This window comes from Phytomonospora sp. NPDC050363 (assembly GCF_040655735.1).
Classification (GTDB): domain Bacteria; phylum Actinomycetota; class Actinomycetes; order Mycobacteriales; family Micromonosporaceae; genus Phytomonospora.
In genome coordinates, this window is sequence record NZ_JBFAKK010000007.1 from 1 (window position 1) to 16,027 (window position 16,027).

Annotated in this window: 19 protein-coding genes; 8 read left to right on the forward strand and 11 right to left on the reverse strand. The window is 66.5% G+C overall.

Annotated features, from left to right (window positions below; all coding sequences use genetic code 11):
- Positions 1–93 precede the first annotated feature (93 nt).
- Together AB0I28_RS19625 and AB0I28_RS19630 are read right to left on the reverse strand one after the other, a co-directional pair.
- Entirely contained in the window at positions 94–522 is a 429-nt protein-coding gene (locus AB0I28_RS19625; protein WP_357495158.1) for an IS3 family transposase, read from the reverse strand.
- Complete coding sequence (locus tag AB0I28_RS19630; RefSeq protein ID WP_357495160.1) at positions 519–830, reverse strand: transposase; 312 nt, start codon at positions 828–830, stop codon at positions 519–521. The genes AB0I28_RS19625 and AB0I28_RS19630 overlap by 4 nt, the downstream gene beginning before the upstream one ends.
- Positions 831–858: 28 nt before the next feature.
- On the opposite strand from AB0I28_RS19630, the gene AB0I28_RS19635 reads away from it, so the two are divergent.
- The gene (locus tag AB0I28_RS19635; RefSeq protein WP_357495162.1) at positions 859–1,152 is read left to right on the forward strand and encodes a helix-turn-helix transcriptional regulator; all 294 of its coding nucleotides are present in this window, start codon (positions 859–861) and stop codon (positions 1,150–1,152) included.
- Between the two features lie 190 nt (positions 1,153–1,342).
- The gene (locus tag AB0I28_RS19640; protein WP_357495164.1) at positions 1,343–1,717 is read left to right on the forward strand and encodes a hypothetical protein; all 375 of its coding nucleotides are present in this window, start codon (positions 1,343–1,345) and stop codon (positions 1,715–1,717) included.
- 33 nt (positions 1,718–1,750) lie between these two features.
- Here AB0I28_RS19640 and AB0I28_RS19645 read toward each other — a convergent pair whose 3' ends face one another.
- The 3 genes from AB0I28_RS19645 to AB0I28_RS19655 form a co-directional block, all read right to left on the reverse strand.
- On the reverse strand, positions 1,751–2,254 hold the full coding sequence (locus AB0I28_RS19645) for an Imm1 family immunity protein (RefSeq protein WP_357495166.1): 504 nt from the start codon (positions 2,252–2,254) through the stop codon (positions 1,751–1,753).
- A complete protein-coding gene (locus tag AB0I28_RS19650; RefSeq protein ID WP_357495168.1) occupies positions 2,244–2,987 on the reverse strand; it encodes a DddA-like double-stranded DNA deaminase toxin in 744 nt (247 codons plus the stop codon). The genes AB0I28_RS19645 and AB0I28_RS19650 overlap by 11 nt, the downstream gene beginning before the upstream one ends.
- A gap of 93 nt (positions 2,988–3,080) precedes the next feature.
- Entirely contained in the window at positions 3,081–4,841 is a 1,761-nt protein-coding gene (locus AB0I28_RS19655) for a S8 family serine peptidase (protein ID WP_357495170.1), read from the reverse strand.
- Positions 4,842–5,308: 467 nt separating this feature from the next.
- Between AB0I28_RS19655 and AB0I28_RS19660 the strand changes: the two genes are divergently transcribed.
- Positions 5,309–5,716 (forward strand): hypothetical protein, encoded by a 408-nt coding sequence (locus AB0I28_RS19660; protein ID WP_357495172.1) that lies wholly within the window; start codon positions 5,309–5,311, stop codon positions 5,714–5,716.
- A gap of 264 nt (positions 5,717–5,980) precedes the next feature.
- Here the strand turns inward: AB0I28_RS19660 and AB0I28_RS19665 are convergent, their stop codons facing one another.
- On the reverse strand, positions 5,981–6,379 hold the full coding sequence (locus tag AB0I28_RS19665) for a hypothetical protein (RefSeq protein WP_357495173.1): 399 nt from the start codon (positions 6,377–6,379) through the stop codon (positions 5,981–5,983).
- Between the two features lie 240 nt (positions 6,380–6,619).
- On the opposite strand from AB0I28_RS19665, the gene AB0I28_RS19670 reads away from it, so the two are divergent.
- Entirely contained in the window at positions 6,620–7,447 is an 828-nt protein-coding gene (locus AB0I28_RS19670) for a pentapeptide repeat-containing protein (protein ID WP_357495175.1), read from the forward strand.
- Between the two features lie 81 nt (positions 7,448–7,528).
- Here AB0I28_RS19670 and AB0I28_RS19675 read toward each other — a convergent pair whose 3' ends face one another.
- Positions 7,529–7,717: a hypothetical protein gene (locus AB0I28_RS19675; RefSeq protein WP_357495177.1), complete on the reverse strand. Its 189-nt coding sequence runs from the start codon at positions 7,715–7,717 to the stop codon at positions 7,529–7,531.
- Between the two features lie 596 nt (positions 7,718–8,313).
- Between AB0I28_RS19675 and AB0I28_RS19680 the strand changes: the two genes are divergently transcribed.
- Positions 8,314–8,640, forward strand: a complete 327-nt coding sequence (locus AB0I28_RS19680) for a hypothetical protein (RefSeq protein ID WP_357495179.1) — start codon at positions 8,314–8,316, stop codon at positions 8,638–8,640.
- A gap of 84 nt (positions 8,641–8,724) precedes the next feature.
- On the opposite strand, the gene AB0I28_RS19685 is transcribed toward AB0I28_RS19680, so the two are convergent.
- Positions 8,725–9,144: a DUF6228 family protein gene (locus tag AB0I28_RS19685; protein ID WP_357495180.1), complete on the reverse strand. Its 420-nt coding sequence runs from the start codon at positions 9,142–9,144 to the stop codon at positions 8,725–8,727.
- A 150-nt stretch (positions 9,145–9,294) separates the two neighbouring features.
- On the opposite strand from AB0I28_RS19685, the gene AB0I28_RS19690 reads away from it, so the two are divergent.
- The 3 genes from AB0I28_RS19690 (at position 9,295) to AB0I28_RS19700 (ending at position 11,611) form a co-directional block, all read left to right on the forward strand.
- Positions 9,295–10,818: a pentapeptide repeat-containing protein gene (locus AB0I28_RS19690; RefSeq protein ID WP_357495182.1), complete on the forward strand. Its 1,524-nt coding sequence runs from the start codon at positions 9,295–9,297 to the stop codon at positions 10,816–10,818.
- Positions 10,819–11,087: 269 nt separating this feature from the next.
- Positions 11,088–11,393, forward strand: coding sequence for a hypothetical protein (locus AB0I28_RS19695; protein WP_357495184.1), 306 nt, complete (start codon positions 11,088–11,090; stop codon positions 11,391–11,393).
- A gap of 26 nt (positions 11,394–11,419) precedes the next feature.
- Positions 11,420–11,611, forward strand: a complete 192-nt coding sequence (locus AB0I28_RS19700) for a pentapeptide repeat-containing protein (protein WP_357495186.1) — start codon at positions 11,420–11,422, stop codon at positions 11,609–11,611.
- A gap of 146 nt (positions 11,612–11,757) precedes the next feature.
- Here AB0I28_RS19700 and AB0I28_RS19705 read toward each other — a convergent pair whose 3' ends face one another.
- The 3 genes from AB0I28_RS19705 to AB0I28_RS19715 all read right to left on the reverse strand — a co-directional run bounded on the left by AB0I28_RS19705 (position 11,758) and on the right by AB0I28_RS19715 (position 15,591).
- The gene (locus tag AB0I28_RS19705; RefSeq protein WP_357495188.1) at positions 11,758–12,291 is read right to left on the reverse strand and encodes a hypothetical protein; all 534 of its coding nucleotides are present in this window, start codon (positions 12,289–12,291) and stop codon (positions 11,758–11,760) included.
- A 607-nt stretch (positions 12,292–12,898) separates the two neighbouring features.
- Complete coding sequence (locus AB0I28_RS19710; protein ID WP_357495190.1) at positions 12,899–15,130, reverse strand: tetratricopeptide repeat protein; 2,232 nt, start codon at positions 15,128–15,130, stop codon at positions 12,899–12,901.
- 23 nt (positions 15,131–15,153) lie between these two features.
- A complete protein-coding gene (locus AB0I28_RS19715) occupies positions 15,154–15,591 on the reverse strand; it encodes a hypothetical protein (protein ID WP_357495192.1) in 438 nt (145 codons plus the stop codon).
- Positions 15,592–16,027: the final 436 nt, after the last annotated feature.

The following is a 16,027-nucleotide window of genomic DNA, read 5'->3' on the forward strand; positions in this document are numbered from 1 at the left end:
GAGGACGAGGTCGGTGTCGCATCGGTGGCTGGTTTTCCAGCCGACGATGCGGTTGGAGAACGCGTCACGAACGGCTGCGAGCCAGAGGACGCCCTAACCGGTGACGATCCTGGTGGCGTCGGCGACCCACAACCGGTTCGGGGCCGGCGCGGTGAAGTCCCGGTTGACCAGGTCCGGGGCGGGATCATGACGCGGGTTGGGTTTCGTGGACCCGCCTTTCCAGCCGCGGCGCAGGAACGCGCCTTGCATGTCGTGTTCACGCATCAGGCGCTCGACGCGTTTGCGAGACACGTAGATCCCCCGCCGGCGCAGGATCTGGTGGACCCGTGGGCTGCCATAGGTGGCGCCGGAGTTGTCCCAGATCTCGTGGATCACCGACAAGAGCCCGCGGTCTTCCTGCTCACGGTTGCTCGGCTCGATCTCGCGCTGCAGCCACCCGTAATAGGTGGAGGGGGCGATGGCGAGGACCCTGAGGATGGGCTCGACTGCGAAGCGGTCTTGGAGCTCGTTCACGAGGCTCATGACCGTCGCCGGGTCGGGTCGAGTTCCGAGGCGAAAAACGCTGAAGCGGCCTTGAGGATCTCATTGGCGCGCTTCAGTTCGGCGTTCTCTTTCCTCAACCGCCGCAGCTCTTCGGTCTCGGCCGTGGTCGCCTGGTCCGAGCGGTGGCCGGCGTCAGCCTCAGCTTGGCGGATCCAGTTTCGCAGCGCTTCGGGGTGGATGCCGAGCTGGATCGCCAACTGCCGGATCACCGGCCTGGGCTCGGAGTCGAAGTAGAGCCTCACAGCTCGGTCACGAAGCTCCTGGGGGTACTTGCGAGGGGCAGACAAGGAAACCTCCTACACGGCCTATCAGACCATGATCAAAAGCCTCCGAGCAGCCGGGGGAACCTCACACCTCACCGAAGCAGTCGCCCTGCAACGCACCGCCATGCCCCGTGCCCTCCCGGCTGCGTCGTCCCCGCTCACCCCTCGCCAACACGAAATCCTCGCCCACCTAGCCGAAGGCCTTACCACCCACCAGATCGCACGCACCCTCGAACTCAGCAGCAACACCATCGCCTCACACCTACAGCACATCTACCGCGCCATCGGGGCCAACAACGCCCCGCACGCCATCCGCATCGCCATGCAAGCCGGACTCCTCCACTGAAGAAGCCCCACCGAGCAGCGCATGAGACCAGCGTCCAGTTCGTCATACGTTCGGCGAAGGCCCACCACGAATCATCCCGACAGCCGCGTCGATCCGCTAGGCGCCCGGACCCGAAATGCCCTGCTCAACGCGTCCACCGTCCCCGCACGATTCACTGTCATCACACGAGCCTCGAACCGGGAGGACCCCAGTGAACACCGACCCGCAACGCGCCGCAGCCGACCGCGTACGAGCAGCCCAAGAGCTCTATGACGTTGAGACGGAAGCGGCCGAAGCCGACCTCGCTCGCTTACAGAACCAGCTGCAAGAGGCAGAAGCCGCAGTCACGGCCGCTGAAGAGAACCTCGCCGCGGTTGACAGCGGACGCGCGCCAGCCGCCGAAGCAGCCCTCAACGACGCACGCCAGAGGCGCAACGCGATCGCCAAGAACCACATCGACCAGGTCCAAGCCGTTCTAGCCGAACGCATGGAGGCTCTCGATGCGATCACCGCAGAACTGCCCCACACGCTGACCAGCGTTGAGCTGGACCCCGACATCACCCCAAAGAGACCCGGCACCAGCTAACGACCAGTCGCACCCACCCCAGCCCGGTGGGCCTTAGAAGTCGTGAGGATCGTCTTGCCACGCCACGACCGTCGGGCGCCGGTGCGTTGCGAGGAACTCCGCCAACGCAGCCCGCACGGTGTCGAGTGGCACCTCGGAGTCTTCGGGATAGTCGTACATCGCCCCAGCGGTCGCGACGCCCTCCGGCGGGTTGGCGCCTTTGGTGAACCACGTGCCGTCAGCTCCGAACCGCAGTGCTCCCACCAATCGCTCTGGGGCGACGGCAACCTGTAGTTCATGGTCGACCCCGCCGGCCTCTAGCAACGGACGGGCGCGATGGTAGAGCCGGGCCGGGTTGGCATCACCGTCGGCGAGGAGAGCGTCGAGCGCAACGTCCATCTCCTCGACTGTTTCGACGGCGCGCGGTGCTGCCTCTCCGGGCACGAAGAAGTCGACACGGCCGCGAAGATCCTCCGAGGCCACAGCGAACTCCGTCTGGGGGAGGGAGTCGGCAGTGTCATCGCGGTGCCGGGTGTTGCCCGGTTGATCAGTGCTCATCGGGTTCCCCCACATAGGTCTTAGACCGGTCGCGGCCTTGCTTGTCGCGCCAGTGCACCGTCAGTTCGGAGTTCTGGTCGAGCCATGTCGGCAGGAGAGTGTCGCATGACAGGTCACCTAGACAGGGTCCCTTGGGATTGTTGATCGTGACTTGCGATTTGGTCACGCTGTCCTGGCGCATCTGCCATGCCCACTTGAGTTCCACATCGCCCGCAGCCGTCAGCTTGCCCTTTGGAGGCACCAGGCCGAGCCGCCGAGCGAGCTTGACGCCCTCGACGTAACGCGGGTCCAGTTCGCGTGTTGTCGGGTCGAGTTCGCCACTCACGACGGACTCGACCTTGCCGCTCTTGCCGATGGCGCGGCCGTGGGTCTTGTTGTCGGTCCCCGGAAACGGCGGCATGTCCCGCAGGTGCGGCGCCGGATCGAAGCCCCGTCGTGCCCCGGCTTTGCCGGAAACCGAGGCCGAAGCACTGCCGGCAGAGCTGCTGCCTTTGACGATCTCGATGTAGTCACCGATGTCGTGTAAAGCCGCCGCCGCATCTCCGTCAGCCTCGTCGATCTGCTCGGCCGCCTGCCCGATCCGGTCCAAGGCCGCCGACGCCGACGAGTTCGAGGTGTTCCCAAAGGCTGCCGAGAGCGTGCCGTGCGTGTCGCCGAACTTCTCGGCAGCCGCTCGCGTCAAGCGTCGGCCATCCTCGACCAGCCTTAGGACGGCTTCCAGGGACGCGATCACATCTCCCGACCCCACCTCGCTACCTCCTCAAACCTGTCCCTGCTGGCGAGGACGCGCGCCAGGCGCGGTCGAACGCTTCGATGTCGTGATGTCTCAGGCTCGACGGGTGCCCTCGACGATGACGGGCACTACGAGAGTCAGTACCCGATGCACGTAGTCGAGACGCTCGAGCCGGATCTCTTCAACGATCTCGATGGTGATCCAGGTCTGGCGAGTCAAGAAGCGCGAGACGCTGTAGGTGTCGTAGTCGGGCATCGGGGTGTCTTGTGTGCACACAGGCACAGCTGCCGCGGACCACACTCCAGCCCCGTCGGGGCAGCCGAGCAAAGCGTTGCTCGGCTCACCGTCGACCGCGGGCTGCCAGGTGATGCGCATCCCGACTGCCTTGGCCGCGGCTTGCGGGTCGGAGCCGGCCCCGATGCTCGGGAAACGAACCTCGCACACGTTGTTGGCGTCGGCGTCCAAGGCGTAGGTCGGGTCCATGAACAATTCCAGGACCAAGCCCATCTCGTTGGCGGCATGTTCACAGACCGCCTGGTAGGGCCGATCCTGCGTCGATGGCGGAGTAGCGAACTCCGGCCACGCCACTGCCGTAACAGGCGGGTCATTGGTCCGGGTGATGGTCACGGCCGTGCCGGTGGCGGCCATACCCAGCGTGAGGCCGGCAAGGCCGAGCGCTGCCAGACGCAAGCCCCGCCGGCCACGCCAGGTGCCCATCACCAGCAGCATCGCAGCCACGATCGCCAAACCACTCGCGACCCAGATGTCCCATCGCGTCCACACCGGTTTCGGCTCGACGACAGCCGAAGTCATGGGCAGCGTTGCCCAGGCGGGGGCCCCGGCTCGCGCGAACGGCACAGGCGCCGCCCCGCTCATGTCGACTTCATCGCCCAGCGCGGCCAGCGGGTTGACCACCCCGTGGCCGTATTTCTCATCGCGTCCGGCCGGGCCGCGGTCAGTCGCCGTCGATGTCACCCGGTGCAGCAGGTCTTCTCGGGAAGCATCGGGGAACCTTGCAGCCAGCAACCCGATCACCCCAGCGATGAACGCCGAAGAATTCGAGGTCCCCGAACCGGTGAAATAGATGTCGTCCCCGAACCCGGGCAGACCCGGCGGGATCGCCGACCCGATGTCATCAGCGGGAGCGGCGACGTCCACCTCTGGCCCCGACAACGACGCCGAAGAGAAAGCCCCACCGGGCTTGGTGCCGCTAACCGCCAACACCCCCGGCGTTGCCGCCGGCCACTCCACATCGGAGTCGATAGCCGTCGCGGTGTTGCCTGCGGCGGCCACGACCGGAATACCGACACGCTCAGCTGCGCGCAGCGCCGAAGCCTCCGGCTGAAACGGCGGCGTAGGAGTTCCGGCCGCCAGCAGGATAACGTCGACACGCTGTTCGACCAGCCATGCGATCCCCGCGGCGTAGTCGTCATCGTAGAAAGCCCCGGACAATTCGCCCTGCATAGGCGCATAGATCAGCAACCGTGCGTCCGGAGCCACCCCCAAGACCCCGCCGCCCTTGCCTTGACCAACCAGCAGCGCGGCCATCGCCGTTCCATGCCCCTGCTTGTCAGTCGAACCGTCCTGCCGCGGCGACCAGATGTCCTTCCCAGAAATATCAGCGTCAGCGAGATCGGGGTGAGTGATGTCGACACCGGTGTCGACGATTCCAATCGTCGCCCCCTCCCCGCGCGTAACCTGGTGCAACGCCTCGAGATCGAGCTCGTCGGCCCACCACTGCCCCGGCGCCGACGCTGCGACCGGCCCGGCGGTACCAATGCATAAGGTCGTCGCCCCTAGCGTCATCGTCACAACGCCAGTCACTGCACGCCGCATCCACCCCGTGATTGCCATGCAGTGCAGGCTACCCAGCGTGCGCACGTCAATCGCGGCGTGCAACTACTGTGCCTCGTTCCCATGCGCGCCAAGGGGTCACTGCGACAGTTCACAGCAGTGCCACGCTCAACCGCGACGCCCCCAAGGCGCTCCCACTCCCGACGCCCCTGCGGATCCTCTACCGCCTCTACTGGCCCCGCCGACATCGAAGACTGGACGGCCGCCCGCCCGTGCACTGAACCCACGCCGCCCGGGAGAATTCTCGCTGAGTTGTCACCGGGCTTTCATCAGGCGGTGGCGCAGCCTTCTCATGAAGTGTCAGTGGCTTGGGTGCCGGCTTCTTGGGAGATGGTGGCTGTTTCGACGCGCGATCGAGTGGCGGACTTCAAGGTGTGCAGGGCGGGGATGCCGTTGGACGCCTTCCCCTGGGGCCGTGTCATGGCCTGCGTTCTGTGAGTCTTGAGCACTTGCGTGGACACTGGTTGATGTCGGTGGTTCTGCGCACCGATGTGGAGCCTAGCGAGCCCGTTGTGCTGCTTAGGTCGCAGAACGTCGACGTGACGCTCCGCCTCGCGGGCATCGTGCACGCCAGGGCCGACATTACTGGCAGAGACGGCGACATCGTCGATGAGATCACCGCGCGAGAACTGCCGCTGCACGGTCCATGGCCCGTCGAGGCCCGCCACCTCCTGCAGCACCACAACAACCGCTCCGTGCTGCAATGGCTGACCATCACCGGCCCGAGCAAAGTCGAGATCGCCGCTGTGGCGCTCACCATCGACGAGCGGCCACCCTCCGACGGCCTGCGCTCGGACCCCCTCGGACACCGCCTCGACGGGGTTACGAGGGCCCCTGACGACCGCCAGCGACAACAAACTGAGAAAGAGCACTGACGTTCACGCGAGAAGTCGCAGCCCGCACTGCCCAGTTATAGACCCGCGGGGTGGTGGGGAGTGTTCGATGTGGCGGTTCCAACTACACGATAATGACTGCTATCGGGTAGTTCGCCTGCTCGGGTGATGGTGGTCTTGGTGTCCATCGGGGACGGTCACCGGATGGGCACAGGGGACGAAGGCCGGGTCGAGAAGAAACCGTCGCGGTGGCTGCGGCGGTGGGGGTGGACGATCCCGGTAGGGCTCGCGCTCGTGATCGGCGCGCTACTCATGATCAACCTGTTGTGGACGGCGGCTGGTGCCGACCGCACGCGGCGGATGGACGCCGCGCAGAAGACGTTCACGATCGTCGTCGGCCTGGGCGGTGCGGTCACTCTGGCGGTACTGATCCACCGGCAGGTCATCGCCTCGGCCGAGCACAAGCGCCAACTCGAAGACCAGACCCATCGCATCGCCGACGCCGAAAAGCGCTTCGAGCAGGCCGAACGCGTCGCCGCTGAGAATCTCAAACACGCCCGCGACACCGCCGCCGCCACGCAGAAGGACGCGATCGAGAAGCGCGCCCAGGAGCTGTTTGTCAAGGCTGTCGACCAGCTGGGCAGTGACAAGGCCGCCGTGCGGGTGGGGGCGCTGCACGCTCTGGACGACCTGGGGCAGGAACACCCCAAGCGGCGCCGGGCTGTGATGGACGTGTGGTGCGCCTACCTGCGCATGCCTGCCCCGTCCGCGCCCGAGGCGTCGAGGCCCTCCGAGGAGGGCAAACCGGCCCCGGGGCCAGCGGTGGTGTGGCCGACCGAGGAGCTCCAGGTCCGCGCTACCGCCCAGCGCCTGATCGCCGACCACCTCCGTGACAAGCGCAAAGCCGACTCCGAGGGACCGGTATCCGAGCGGTTTTGGGGCCTGATGGACATCGATCTGTCCGGAGCCCACCTCCACGACATCGACCTCCGCCACTGTCGCTTCAACGACACCCTGTTCAGCGGGGCGGAGTTCGCTGGGGACGCCGAATTCACCGCGGCGGAGTTCACCGGGAAGGCATGGTTCGACAAGGCGGAGTTCGTCGGGGTCGCCCGGTTCCTCGGGACGAGGTTCGCCGGGTTCACCCGGTTCACCGGGGCGCAATTCGCCGGGGGTGCAGTGTTCGTCGGGGCGAAGTTCACTGGGTACGCCGAGTTCGCCGAGGCGGAGTTTGCCGTGGGCGCCGAGTTCAACAGGGCGGAGTTCACAAAGACCGCCGCGTTCGTCGAGGCGAAGTTCATCGGGGACGCCGCGTTCATCAGGGCGAGGTTCGTCAGAGGTGTCTGGTTCGAGAAGGTGAGGTTCGCCAAGGTCGTCTGGTTCGGTGAGACAGTGTTCACCGGGGCCGCCGAGTTCGACAAGGCGACGTTCGCCGGGGCCGCCTGGTTCGGTGGGGCGGAGTTCTCCGAGGCCGCCGTGTTCGACAAGGCGACGTTCGCTGAGAACGCCGTGTTCGACAAGGCGAGGTTCGCCGGGAGAGTCGAGTTCGATAGGACGGAGTTCGCCGGGAACACCTGGTTCATCAGGACGGAGTTCGCCAGACCGGGCCGTGTCCGTCTGGCGGCGCGGCTGCACCTGATGTTCGCCCATGAGCTGCCCGAGGGGTGGCGGGCCGCTCCCCCCGACGGGAAGCCGGGTCGGTTTCTGGAGTGGGACCCGGTGTTCCTCGCGGCTGCGGCCGTCATGCCGGCTCCGGAGCCCGACAATGCCTGAGGTGTCGCATGGTCACGGTAAGGTCCAATACCGCGACCAGGGCCCACCCGGAGACCGGGTGGGCCCTGATGCCGTGTTGACCTAGAACAGGGTCGAGAGCACCACCATGCACAGCGTCAGCGTTCCAGCGAAGCAGCCAGCGCCGTGGAGGATCGCAGCCCTCGGCTTGGTGGGGGAGTGGAAGAGCCACGCACCCAGCAGCCCGGCGATGACCGAGATCAGCAGGCAGATGACGAAGACCAGCAGTGTGGTGGTCGGTGGAAGCTTCATGCAGGTGGTCCCTGCACTTCCGCGAGCAAGTGGCCCGGGCCGGTGACGGTGGGCATCGAACGACGGCTGGGTCCGGACTTGGCTGTTGAGTTGCCCATAAGGGCAGAGCCCAGGCAAGCTCGAACAACGAAAGCCTCTAAAGTCATGGTTAACCTCACTGAGGTAGAGCGCGCGGATGCCCTCTTTGCCTGGAACATCCACGCGTGAACGAGTACGTAGTTAGCCGAACGAAACGGCCTCTCGGTTCCCGCCGGGAGGTCGTCGGCGTTTCAGTCCTGTGGGGCTTCGATCGCCAGAGTGTGTCGCCCTGTATCCGTTGTGCGGTACGGCCTTGAGAATAGTTCTGTGCTGGGTTGGCATTGCATGACGCCACCTGAGGTGTCTTACTGGCGTCAAGGATCAGATCCCTTTCGTAGAGCCAGGTCGGCAGTAGAACAACTTGCCTGACCAGCCTAGAAGTCCCCTCAGGGCAGTGCCCCGGCCAGCGCGTACGAATGGGGGTTTGTCACACCCAGTGCGCACTCGTCGACGAAAGTCCTCTCCGCCGCCGACGAGATCACCGACAAGATCGTTGAGAAGGCACGCGATGCCGCTCTTTGGCGAACTACAACAGTCCGGCGGATGCTGGCGGGCTCCTTCATCGGCACGACGAAGACGTCGCCGGCCGCGCCGGGCTCGTCGACGACCTCGTTGCCGGGCGAGATGACGATGCCCGTCTCGCCGTCGACGACGGTCTCGCCGATGCCGACGGGCTCCTCTCCGGCACGAACAAGCCCTCCGCGGTGACGAACTCGTCGACGGGCGCGCTCGTCGACATGGCGACGCCGCCGTCCACCGCCGCCGCGCCGCCGGCGAGGGCCCGGCCGACTGTTGAGCGCCGCGAGAACGTCAGTGGAAACGCCGCTACTGACGTTTCGGAATGAGCGGTTAGGTGAGGTGGCTGGTGTCGGTGGAGCCGACGGCGGCAACTTGGTCGTTTTCGGCGCCACTGCGTCTGCTCTACCGGGCTAGTTGTTCGGTTCGGCCGCGCGGACGTCGGCGGCCAGGCGCTGCATGTCTTCACCGGCGTCAACGGTGGTGGCGGTCGTCAGTTTCCAGCCGGGGTCGAGCTGGCCGTCGGTGAGGGTCCATGCGAGGTGGATGTGGCCGAGCTTGTCGTGGGTGGCGGCGACGTGCAGTTCGGTGTCCGGTGAGCGCCAGACGCGCTGGCCGGTCCAGCCGCGGAAGTCATCGGCTAGGCCGGTGAGGAAACGGCCGAGGGTGTCTCCGGCGAAGAAGATGCCGGTGGTCGTGGCGGCGACGTCGCCGGTGATGTCGACGACGAACCTGCCACCGATGTAGCCGTGGGATTCATTGACAGGGCGGACGTGCCGGAGATGGACGTCGACGTAGCCGACGGGGACACCGAGACGGATCGGTTCGTTCACGTGCGGAGGTTAGCGGGCCGGGAGAGTGTCGGGCATGCGAGTTTCGTCAGAGCCGACGATCAGCAGTCGGTCTGTCTCATGGTCACGGTAACGTCCTCATACCGTTTCGGTCGATGGTGACCTTGCAGGTCACGGTGGACGCTGCCGGATATGGACTCTGGGGGGAACGAGCCGGCGAAGCGGTCGTGGTGGCGCCGGTGGGGGTGGACGATCCCGGTCGGGCTCGCGCTCATCACCGGCGCGCTGTCGATGATCGATCTGTTGTGGACGGCGGCCGGCGCCGACCGTACACGGCAAATGGACGCCGCACAGAAGACGTTCACCATCGTCGTCGGACTCGGCGGTGCGGTCACCCTCGCGGTGCTGATCCACCGCCAGGTCGTCACCGCGGCCGAGCACAAGCGCCAGCTCGAAGACCAGGCCAAACGGTTCGAGGTCGCCGAGCACAATCGCTTGGACGCCGAACGCCGCTTCGAGCATGCCGAACGCGTCGCCGCTGAGAACCTCGCCCACGCCCGCGCCGTGGCCGCCGCGACCCAAGCCGACGCGATTCAGAAGCGTGCCCAGGAGCTGTTCGTCAAGGCCGTCGACCAGCTCGGCCATGACAAGGCCGCCGTGCGGGTAGGAGCCCTGCACGCCCTCGACGACCTCGGGCAAGAACACCCCAAGCGCCGCCGGGCGGTGATGGACGTCTGGTGCGCCTACCTGCGCATGCCACCACCACCTGACGACGTCAAGGAGACCTCGAAGAGGAAGGAGAAGCCGAAGACCGCCAAGACCGAGGCCAAGCCCGCTGTAGCGGTGTGGCCGGCTGAGGAACTCCAGGTCCGCGCCACCGCCCAGCGCCTGATCGCCGACCACCTCCGTGACCCACGCGAACCCGACTCCGAAGAACCTGAACCGGAGCGGTTCTGGGGCGTGATGGACATCGACCTGTCCGGTGCCCACCTTCACGACAGCGAATTCCTGTACTGCCGCTTCGGCACCGCTCTGTTCAGTGGGGCGGAGTTCGCCGGGGTCGCCTGGTTCGGTAAGGCGGAGTTCGCCGGGGGCGCCAGGTTCAGCGAGGCGAGGTTCGGCGGGGGCACCAGGTTCGAAATGGTGAAGTTCACCAGCCACGCTAAGTTCGACGGAGTGGAGTTCGTTGGGGACACCAGGTTCACCAGGGCGAAGTTCGCTGGGGACGCCGAGTTCGGTGAGACGAAGTTCGCTGGGGACGCCGAGTTCGGCGAGGCGGAGTTCGCCTGGACGGCTTGGTTCAGTGGGGCGGAGTTCGCTGGGTCCGTCTGGTTCACCAAGGCGAGGTTCGGCAGGGGCGCCTGGTTCACCAGGGCGAAGTTCGCCGGGGGCACCGGGTTCAGCGAGACGGAGTTCGCTGGGGGCGCCGAGTTCGGCGAGGCGGAGTTCACCGGGTCCGTCTGGTTTACCAGGGCGAAGTTCGCCGAGGACGCCGGGTTCAACAAGGCGGAGTTCGCTGGGGCGGCCATATTCGGCGGGGCGGAGTTTGCCGCACCCCACAAGGTCAACCTAGCGGGACGGTTCCACCTCGCCTTTGTCCACCTGCTCCCGCCGGGCTGGCGGGCCGCGCCCCGTGATGGGAAGCCGGGCCGGGTACTGGAGTGGGATCTGGCGTTCCTGCCCGCCTTGCTGGCCTCGGAGGCCGACGGCTCTTGAGGTGTCTCATGGTCACGGTAACGTTCTGATACCGCTTCGGCCGATGGTGACCTTGCAGGTCACCATGGACGCTGCCGGGTATGGACGCTGGGGGAACGCCGCTGGTCGCCACGGTCGGGGCCAAGCCGCGATGGTTGAAGAGGATCTGGGCGCGTGGCTTGGGTCGGGGCAGACGCAACCGTAGGTGGCTGCTGTGGACGCTTGGTCCAGCAGTAGTGCTCAGTGTGGTCGGCACAGTCGCGGGGGTCTTGTGGGATTGGTTGAGCGACATGGCCGGCACGGACGCGCGGGCACGCGTTACCGCGGTCGGCACCGTCGTATCGGTCATCTTCGGGTTCGGCGGACTGGTCACCTTGATCCTGCTCGTTCACCGGCAGATCTTGCAGACCCGCGCCCAAACCCACACTGAAACGGTCGCCGCTGACGCCAAACACGACGCGATCCAGAAACGCGCCCAGGAGCTGTTTCTCAAGCTGTCGAACACCTCGGCCATGACAAGGCCGCCGTCCGCGTCGGCGCCCTGCACGCCCTTGACGACCTTGGGCACGAACACCAGGGGCGGCGCCGGGCGGTGATGGACGTGTGGTGTGCCTATCTGCGCATGCCCCCACCACCGATCGAGACCAGGGAGACTCGGACGGGGAGGAATAAGTTGAAGGACGCCTGGTTCAGTGGGGCGAGGTTCGCTTGGGACGCCCGGTTCAGCGGGGCGAGGTTCCTCGGGCCTGCCGGATTCCGTAGGGCGGAACTCGCTGGGTGCGCAAGGTCAGCGGGGCGAGGTTCACAGCACTGAGCAATGTGGATCAAACCGCACGGCTCTCCTTGATTTTTGCTCACGAGCTTCCTGAGGGGTGGCGGGTAGCGCCTGTTGACGGCGCGCCCGGCTGTTGAGCGTCGTGAGTACGTCAGTGGAAACGCCGCCACTGACACTTCGCGACGTTAGTCCTGTAGCCAGCGCTTACCGCGGCCGGTGACTGCCAGGATCCGACGTGGGTAGGAAACCGGGCCGAATGCTTCGCTGTCACCTCGGATCATCTGGTCACGCTTCAGCCTCATCAGCTCGACCTCGGTTCGTGACCGGGCGAAGCTCTCCGGAGTGGCCAGATCGTCGGGTTCTACCGGGAACCCGGTACGGTCCAGCAGCTCGTCGATACGGCGCAAAAGCAGCCGCTGAGAGTCCTTGGTCCCGGACACCGGTGGCCAATTCTCCGGTTCACGGGCGACGACAGGCTGCTCGGCGGTGTCCGCGACTTTCAGGACGCGGATGATCGCATCGCCCGCCACGGGCTCGGTGAACAGGTAGTCGGCAAGTTGCGGAAGGGCCTGCTCGACGTCTTGGACGCTGAGTCGTTCCGTCATGACTTCGGGCAGATTCTCGAAACGGATCAACGTCACAGGCTGCTGCCACATCCGGAACACGAAGGCTCTCAGCACCATGTACTCGGTTCTTGAGAGATCATCACTGCTGCTCATACCTTGATCATTCTCTGCTGAATGCGCTGGCGGAACTGGTTGGCTATTTACCCGTCCTCGACGGAGCGGGCCTAGGTGAGGTGGCTGGTGTCGATGGAGCCGATGGCAGCGGCCTGGTCGTTGTCGTCGGGGGTGGCGTAGAGGGCTGTGGTCTCGACCGACTCATGTCCCATGAGGTCGGCTACCAAGACGAGGTCGAGGTGGCGGTCGCGGACGAGTTCGGTGCCGCAGTACGTGCGGGGTGATCTTCAGTTTGGCCTCGATGCGCACGCCGTCGGCGATGGCCTCGACGATGTCGCCGGCACCGACGACGAAGACCCCGACCACGACACCGACTGACACTCTCGCGGCGCTTGCCCACTGACACTTCACGACGCAACCGCTGACACTTCGCGGCGCATCAGGCGACGTTCAGGCGGCGCTCAACACGCGTTTGGCCGCAGTTCCACGACGTCGCCCATGGGCGCCTCCCGAAGTGTGTGACAGAGAACGTTACGGGTCACCGGGTGGTGCGGGATGCCTCCTCTTGCGGCGGGAGGCGCGTTGGGAGGCGGTTGTGACAGATATCAGGTGATTCTCTGTCACAAGCCAGCGTGCGACGGTGTACTCATCTGTCTGGCTGGTCGGAGCCGGTAAGGAACTCCCTGACAGCGGCGGCGTTCTCATCGTCACCGGTCTCGTCGAACGCGCTTAAAGCCTCTGCCCAGCACATTCGAGCCTCGTCGAAGCGCCCCACCTCCTGCAGCGCGTTTGCGAGGTTGCCCAGCGCCTGGCCTTCGCCGTGGCGGTCGCCGGTTTCCCGACAGATTTCGGCGGCCTGTTCGTGGGCGGCGATGGCCTCCTCGAAGCGCCGCAGTTCCTGTAGCGCGATCCCGAGGTTGTTCAGCGCGTTGCCTTCGCCGTGGCGGTCGCCGGTCTCCCGGAAGATTTCGGCGGCCTGTTCGTGGGCGGTGACAGCTTCCCCGAGGCGCCGCAACTCGTGCAGCGCGATCCCGAGGTTGTTCAGCGCTGTGCCTTCGCTGTGCCGGTTGCCGGTCTCCCGGAAGATTTCGGCGGCCTGCTCGTGGGCCGTGATGGCCTCCTCGAAGCGCCGCAACTCGCGCAGCGCGACCCCGAGATTGTTCAGTGCCTGGACTTCGCTGTGCCGGTCGCCGGCCTCCCGGAAGATTTCGGCGACCTGCTCGTGGGCGGTGACAGCTTCCCCGAAGCGCCGCAGCACGTGCAGCGCGATTGCGAGGTTGCCCAGCGCCATTCCTTCGCCGTGCCGGTTGCCGGTCTCCCGGAAGATTTCGGCGGCCTGCTCGTGGGCGGCGATGGCCTCCTCGAAGCGCCGCAACTCGCGCAGCGCGACCCCGAGGTTGTTCAGCGCGTTGCCTTCGCGTCTGTCGGCGATGGCGCGGGCGGCGGTGAGTGCGTGTTGGGTGAGGGTGAGGGCGTCGTTGAACCGGCGCCGGTAGTGCAGGTACAGGGTGAGCCCGAAGGAGAAGCCGAGGGTGGTGTGGTGGTCGCCGTGGGCTGTCGCCTGTAGGGCGGTGGCGATGAGATTGGGGTGTTCGGTATCCAGCCAGTCGAGTGCGGCGCCGCGGTTGGCGAACGTGCCGAGTGGCGGGTCTGCGGTGGGGTCAAGGAAGGCGTCAGCATGACCGAGGCTGGTGAGGTAGTGGTCGTTGAGGCGCTGGTGAGCAGCCGCGGCTTCGGTGGGATCGGCGGGGTCTGCGGGTTGTGTGGTGGCGTGCAGGCGCAGTAGGTCGTGCTGGCGCCAGCGCCCGGCTGCGGGTTCTTCGACCAGGTGCGCGCGGTGAAGGTCTTGGAGCAGGATCTCCGTCTCGGGTTCGGGGAGGCCGGCGAGGTGAGCGGCGGGGGTGGTGGCGATGGTGGGGCCGGGGTTGAGGGGCAGCAGCCGGAACAAGCGCGCCTGCCCGAGTGTGAGGTTTTGGTATGACAGGTCGAAGGCGGCGCGGACGGCGATCTCGCCGGTGGTCTCACGGCGGCTGATGCGATCCAGGCGGCTGTGTTCATCCCGCAGCGAAGCGGCCAGCGCATCCGGTGTGAGGTGTTCGCGATCGGCCAGGAGTGCCGCGATGATCCGCAACGCCAGCGGCAGCCCACCGCACAACCCGGCCAGCTCAGCGAACCCGCCTTGATGGGCGGGATCGTGCAGGCGCGCGTCATCTGGCCCGCAGCGCAGCGCGATCACATTCGTGACCAGTTCGACGGCCGCGCCGGTGTCGAGGATGTCGAGGCGGTGGGTGCGGGCATCGAGGTCGAGGACATGGCGGGAGGTCACCAGCATCGGGATCGACGGGTCCGCCGGCAGCAGCGAGGCGACCTGGGCGGTGTCGGCGGCGTTGTCGACGACGACCAGAACCCGCCAGTCCTTAGCGCGGTAGGCGTCGATGACCGTCCGGTACAAACGGGCCCGATCCTGCTCGGAAGCCGGGATGTGCTCACCGGGAATCCCCAGCGCACTCAACCACCCCAGCAGAACCTCACCGGCCTCCAGGCGCCGTTCGGGGTCGTAGCCAGCCATGTCGACGAACAGCACCCCACCGGGAAACCAGCCCGCATCCAAAGCCTTTCGAGCGGCCTGCAAGACCAGTTCGGTCTTGCCCACACCGGCCATCCCCGCCACCGCCGACACCAGCAACCGCCCACCCGCCCCACCCGGATCCAGGCCCGCCATCAGCGCCTCGACGTCCCCGGCGCGGCTGGTAAACACCCCCGCCGGCTGCGGCAGACCTCCCAAAGCAGGGGTGACCACCGCCGGGAGCGTCACATTAACACTCCGGCCCTGAATTACCGCACCGAGCACGATGCTGTCGCTGACGGTGTTCGCCACCCGCCACGCCCACGAGGGCGGTGTCACGAGTGCTTCCCGCCCGCTTCACCGGCCGGTGGTAGTGGCCCGCGGACCTCATCGCCCTGGGCGAGCAGGCCATCGACCTCGGTGCCGTCAACCAGGTTCGACGCCTTCCCCAACGGCGGCAGCGCCCCAGCGACCGGCGCCCTTCCTGACAGGTCAACGAGGCCGCCCTGGATAACGCTTCCCGCCCGGCCACCCTTGACCACATTGACCGCACCCGACGCTTCTGCGGGAGGCCGCACAGCCCGCCTGGCCCACACCACACCCCACGCCGCGCACACCACCCCGGCCAAGTTCAAAAACACCCCCACCACACTTGCCCACCGGTCGGCATCCTCAAGACCCGCCCGCACCAGCCACACACCCAACCCGATCGCCACCGCCCCAACCGCCAACCCCGCCACGACCGGCCACCAGCGCATCCCCCACGACGTCATCCACCCATTGTGGACAGCCAGCGCCATGAACACCACCGAAGACCCCGAAACGCTTCGCCCGCACGCCGATAGAGCACGTGCGCCTAGCCGTTGCGGCCCAAGGCGTGATCCCAAGACGGTAAAGCGGTGGGTGACGTCTCGGCGGCTGCCGGGTTGGTGTGGCCCGGCCAAGACGCCCTTGAGCGAGCCAGCTCAGAAGGCTTACGTCTTCTACTGAGGCTCGCCACGGGTGAATGAGTAGACCCCCAGGCGGACGGCCGATTTGTGCGTGTTCTACGCGTTCGTCAACGGCTCAGTCTTGCCCGCGCGGCAGATGTTCCGCCGCGCGGGCATCCCCCCGGTTGCGACGAACTCGCCGCGGGCCTGGCACTGCGCATGGGCTTCGCGCGCCGGGATCTCGGCGAGTTCGAAGCGGCGCAGGCGCACTTCCGGCAGG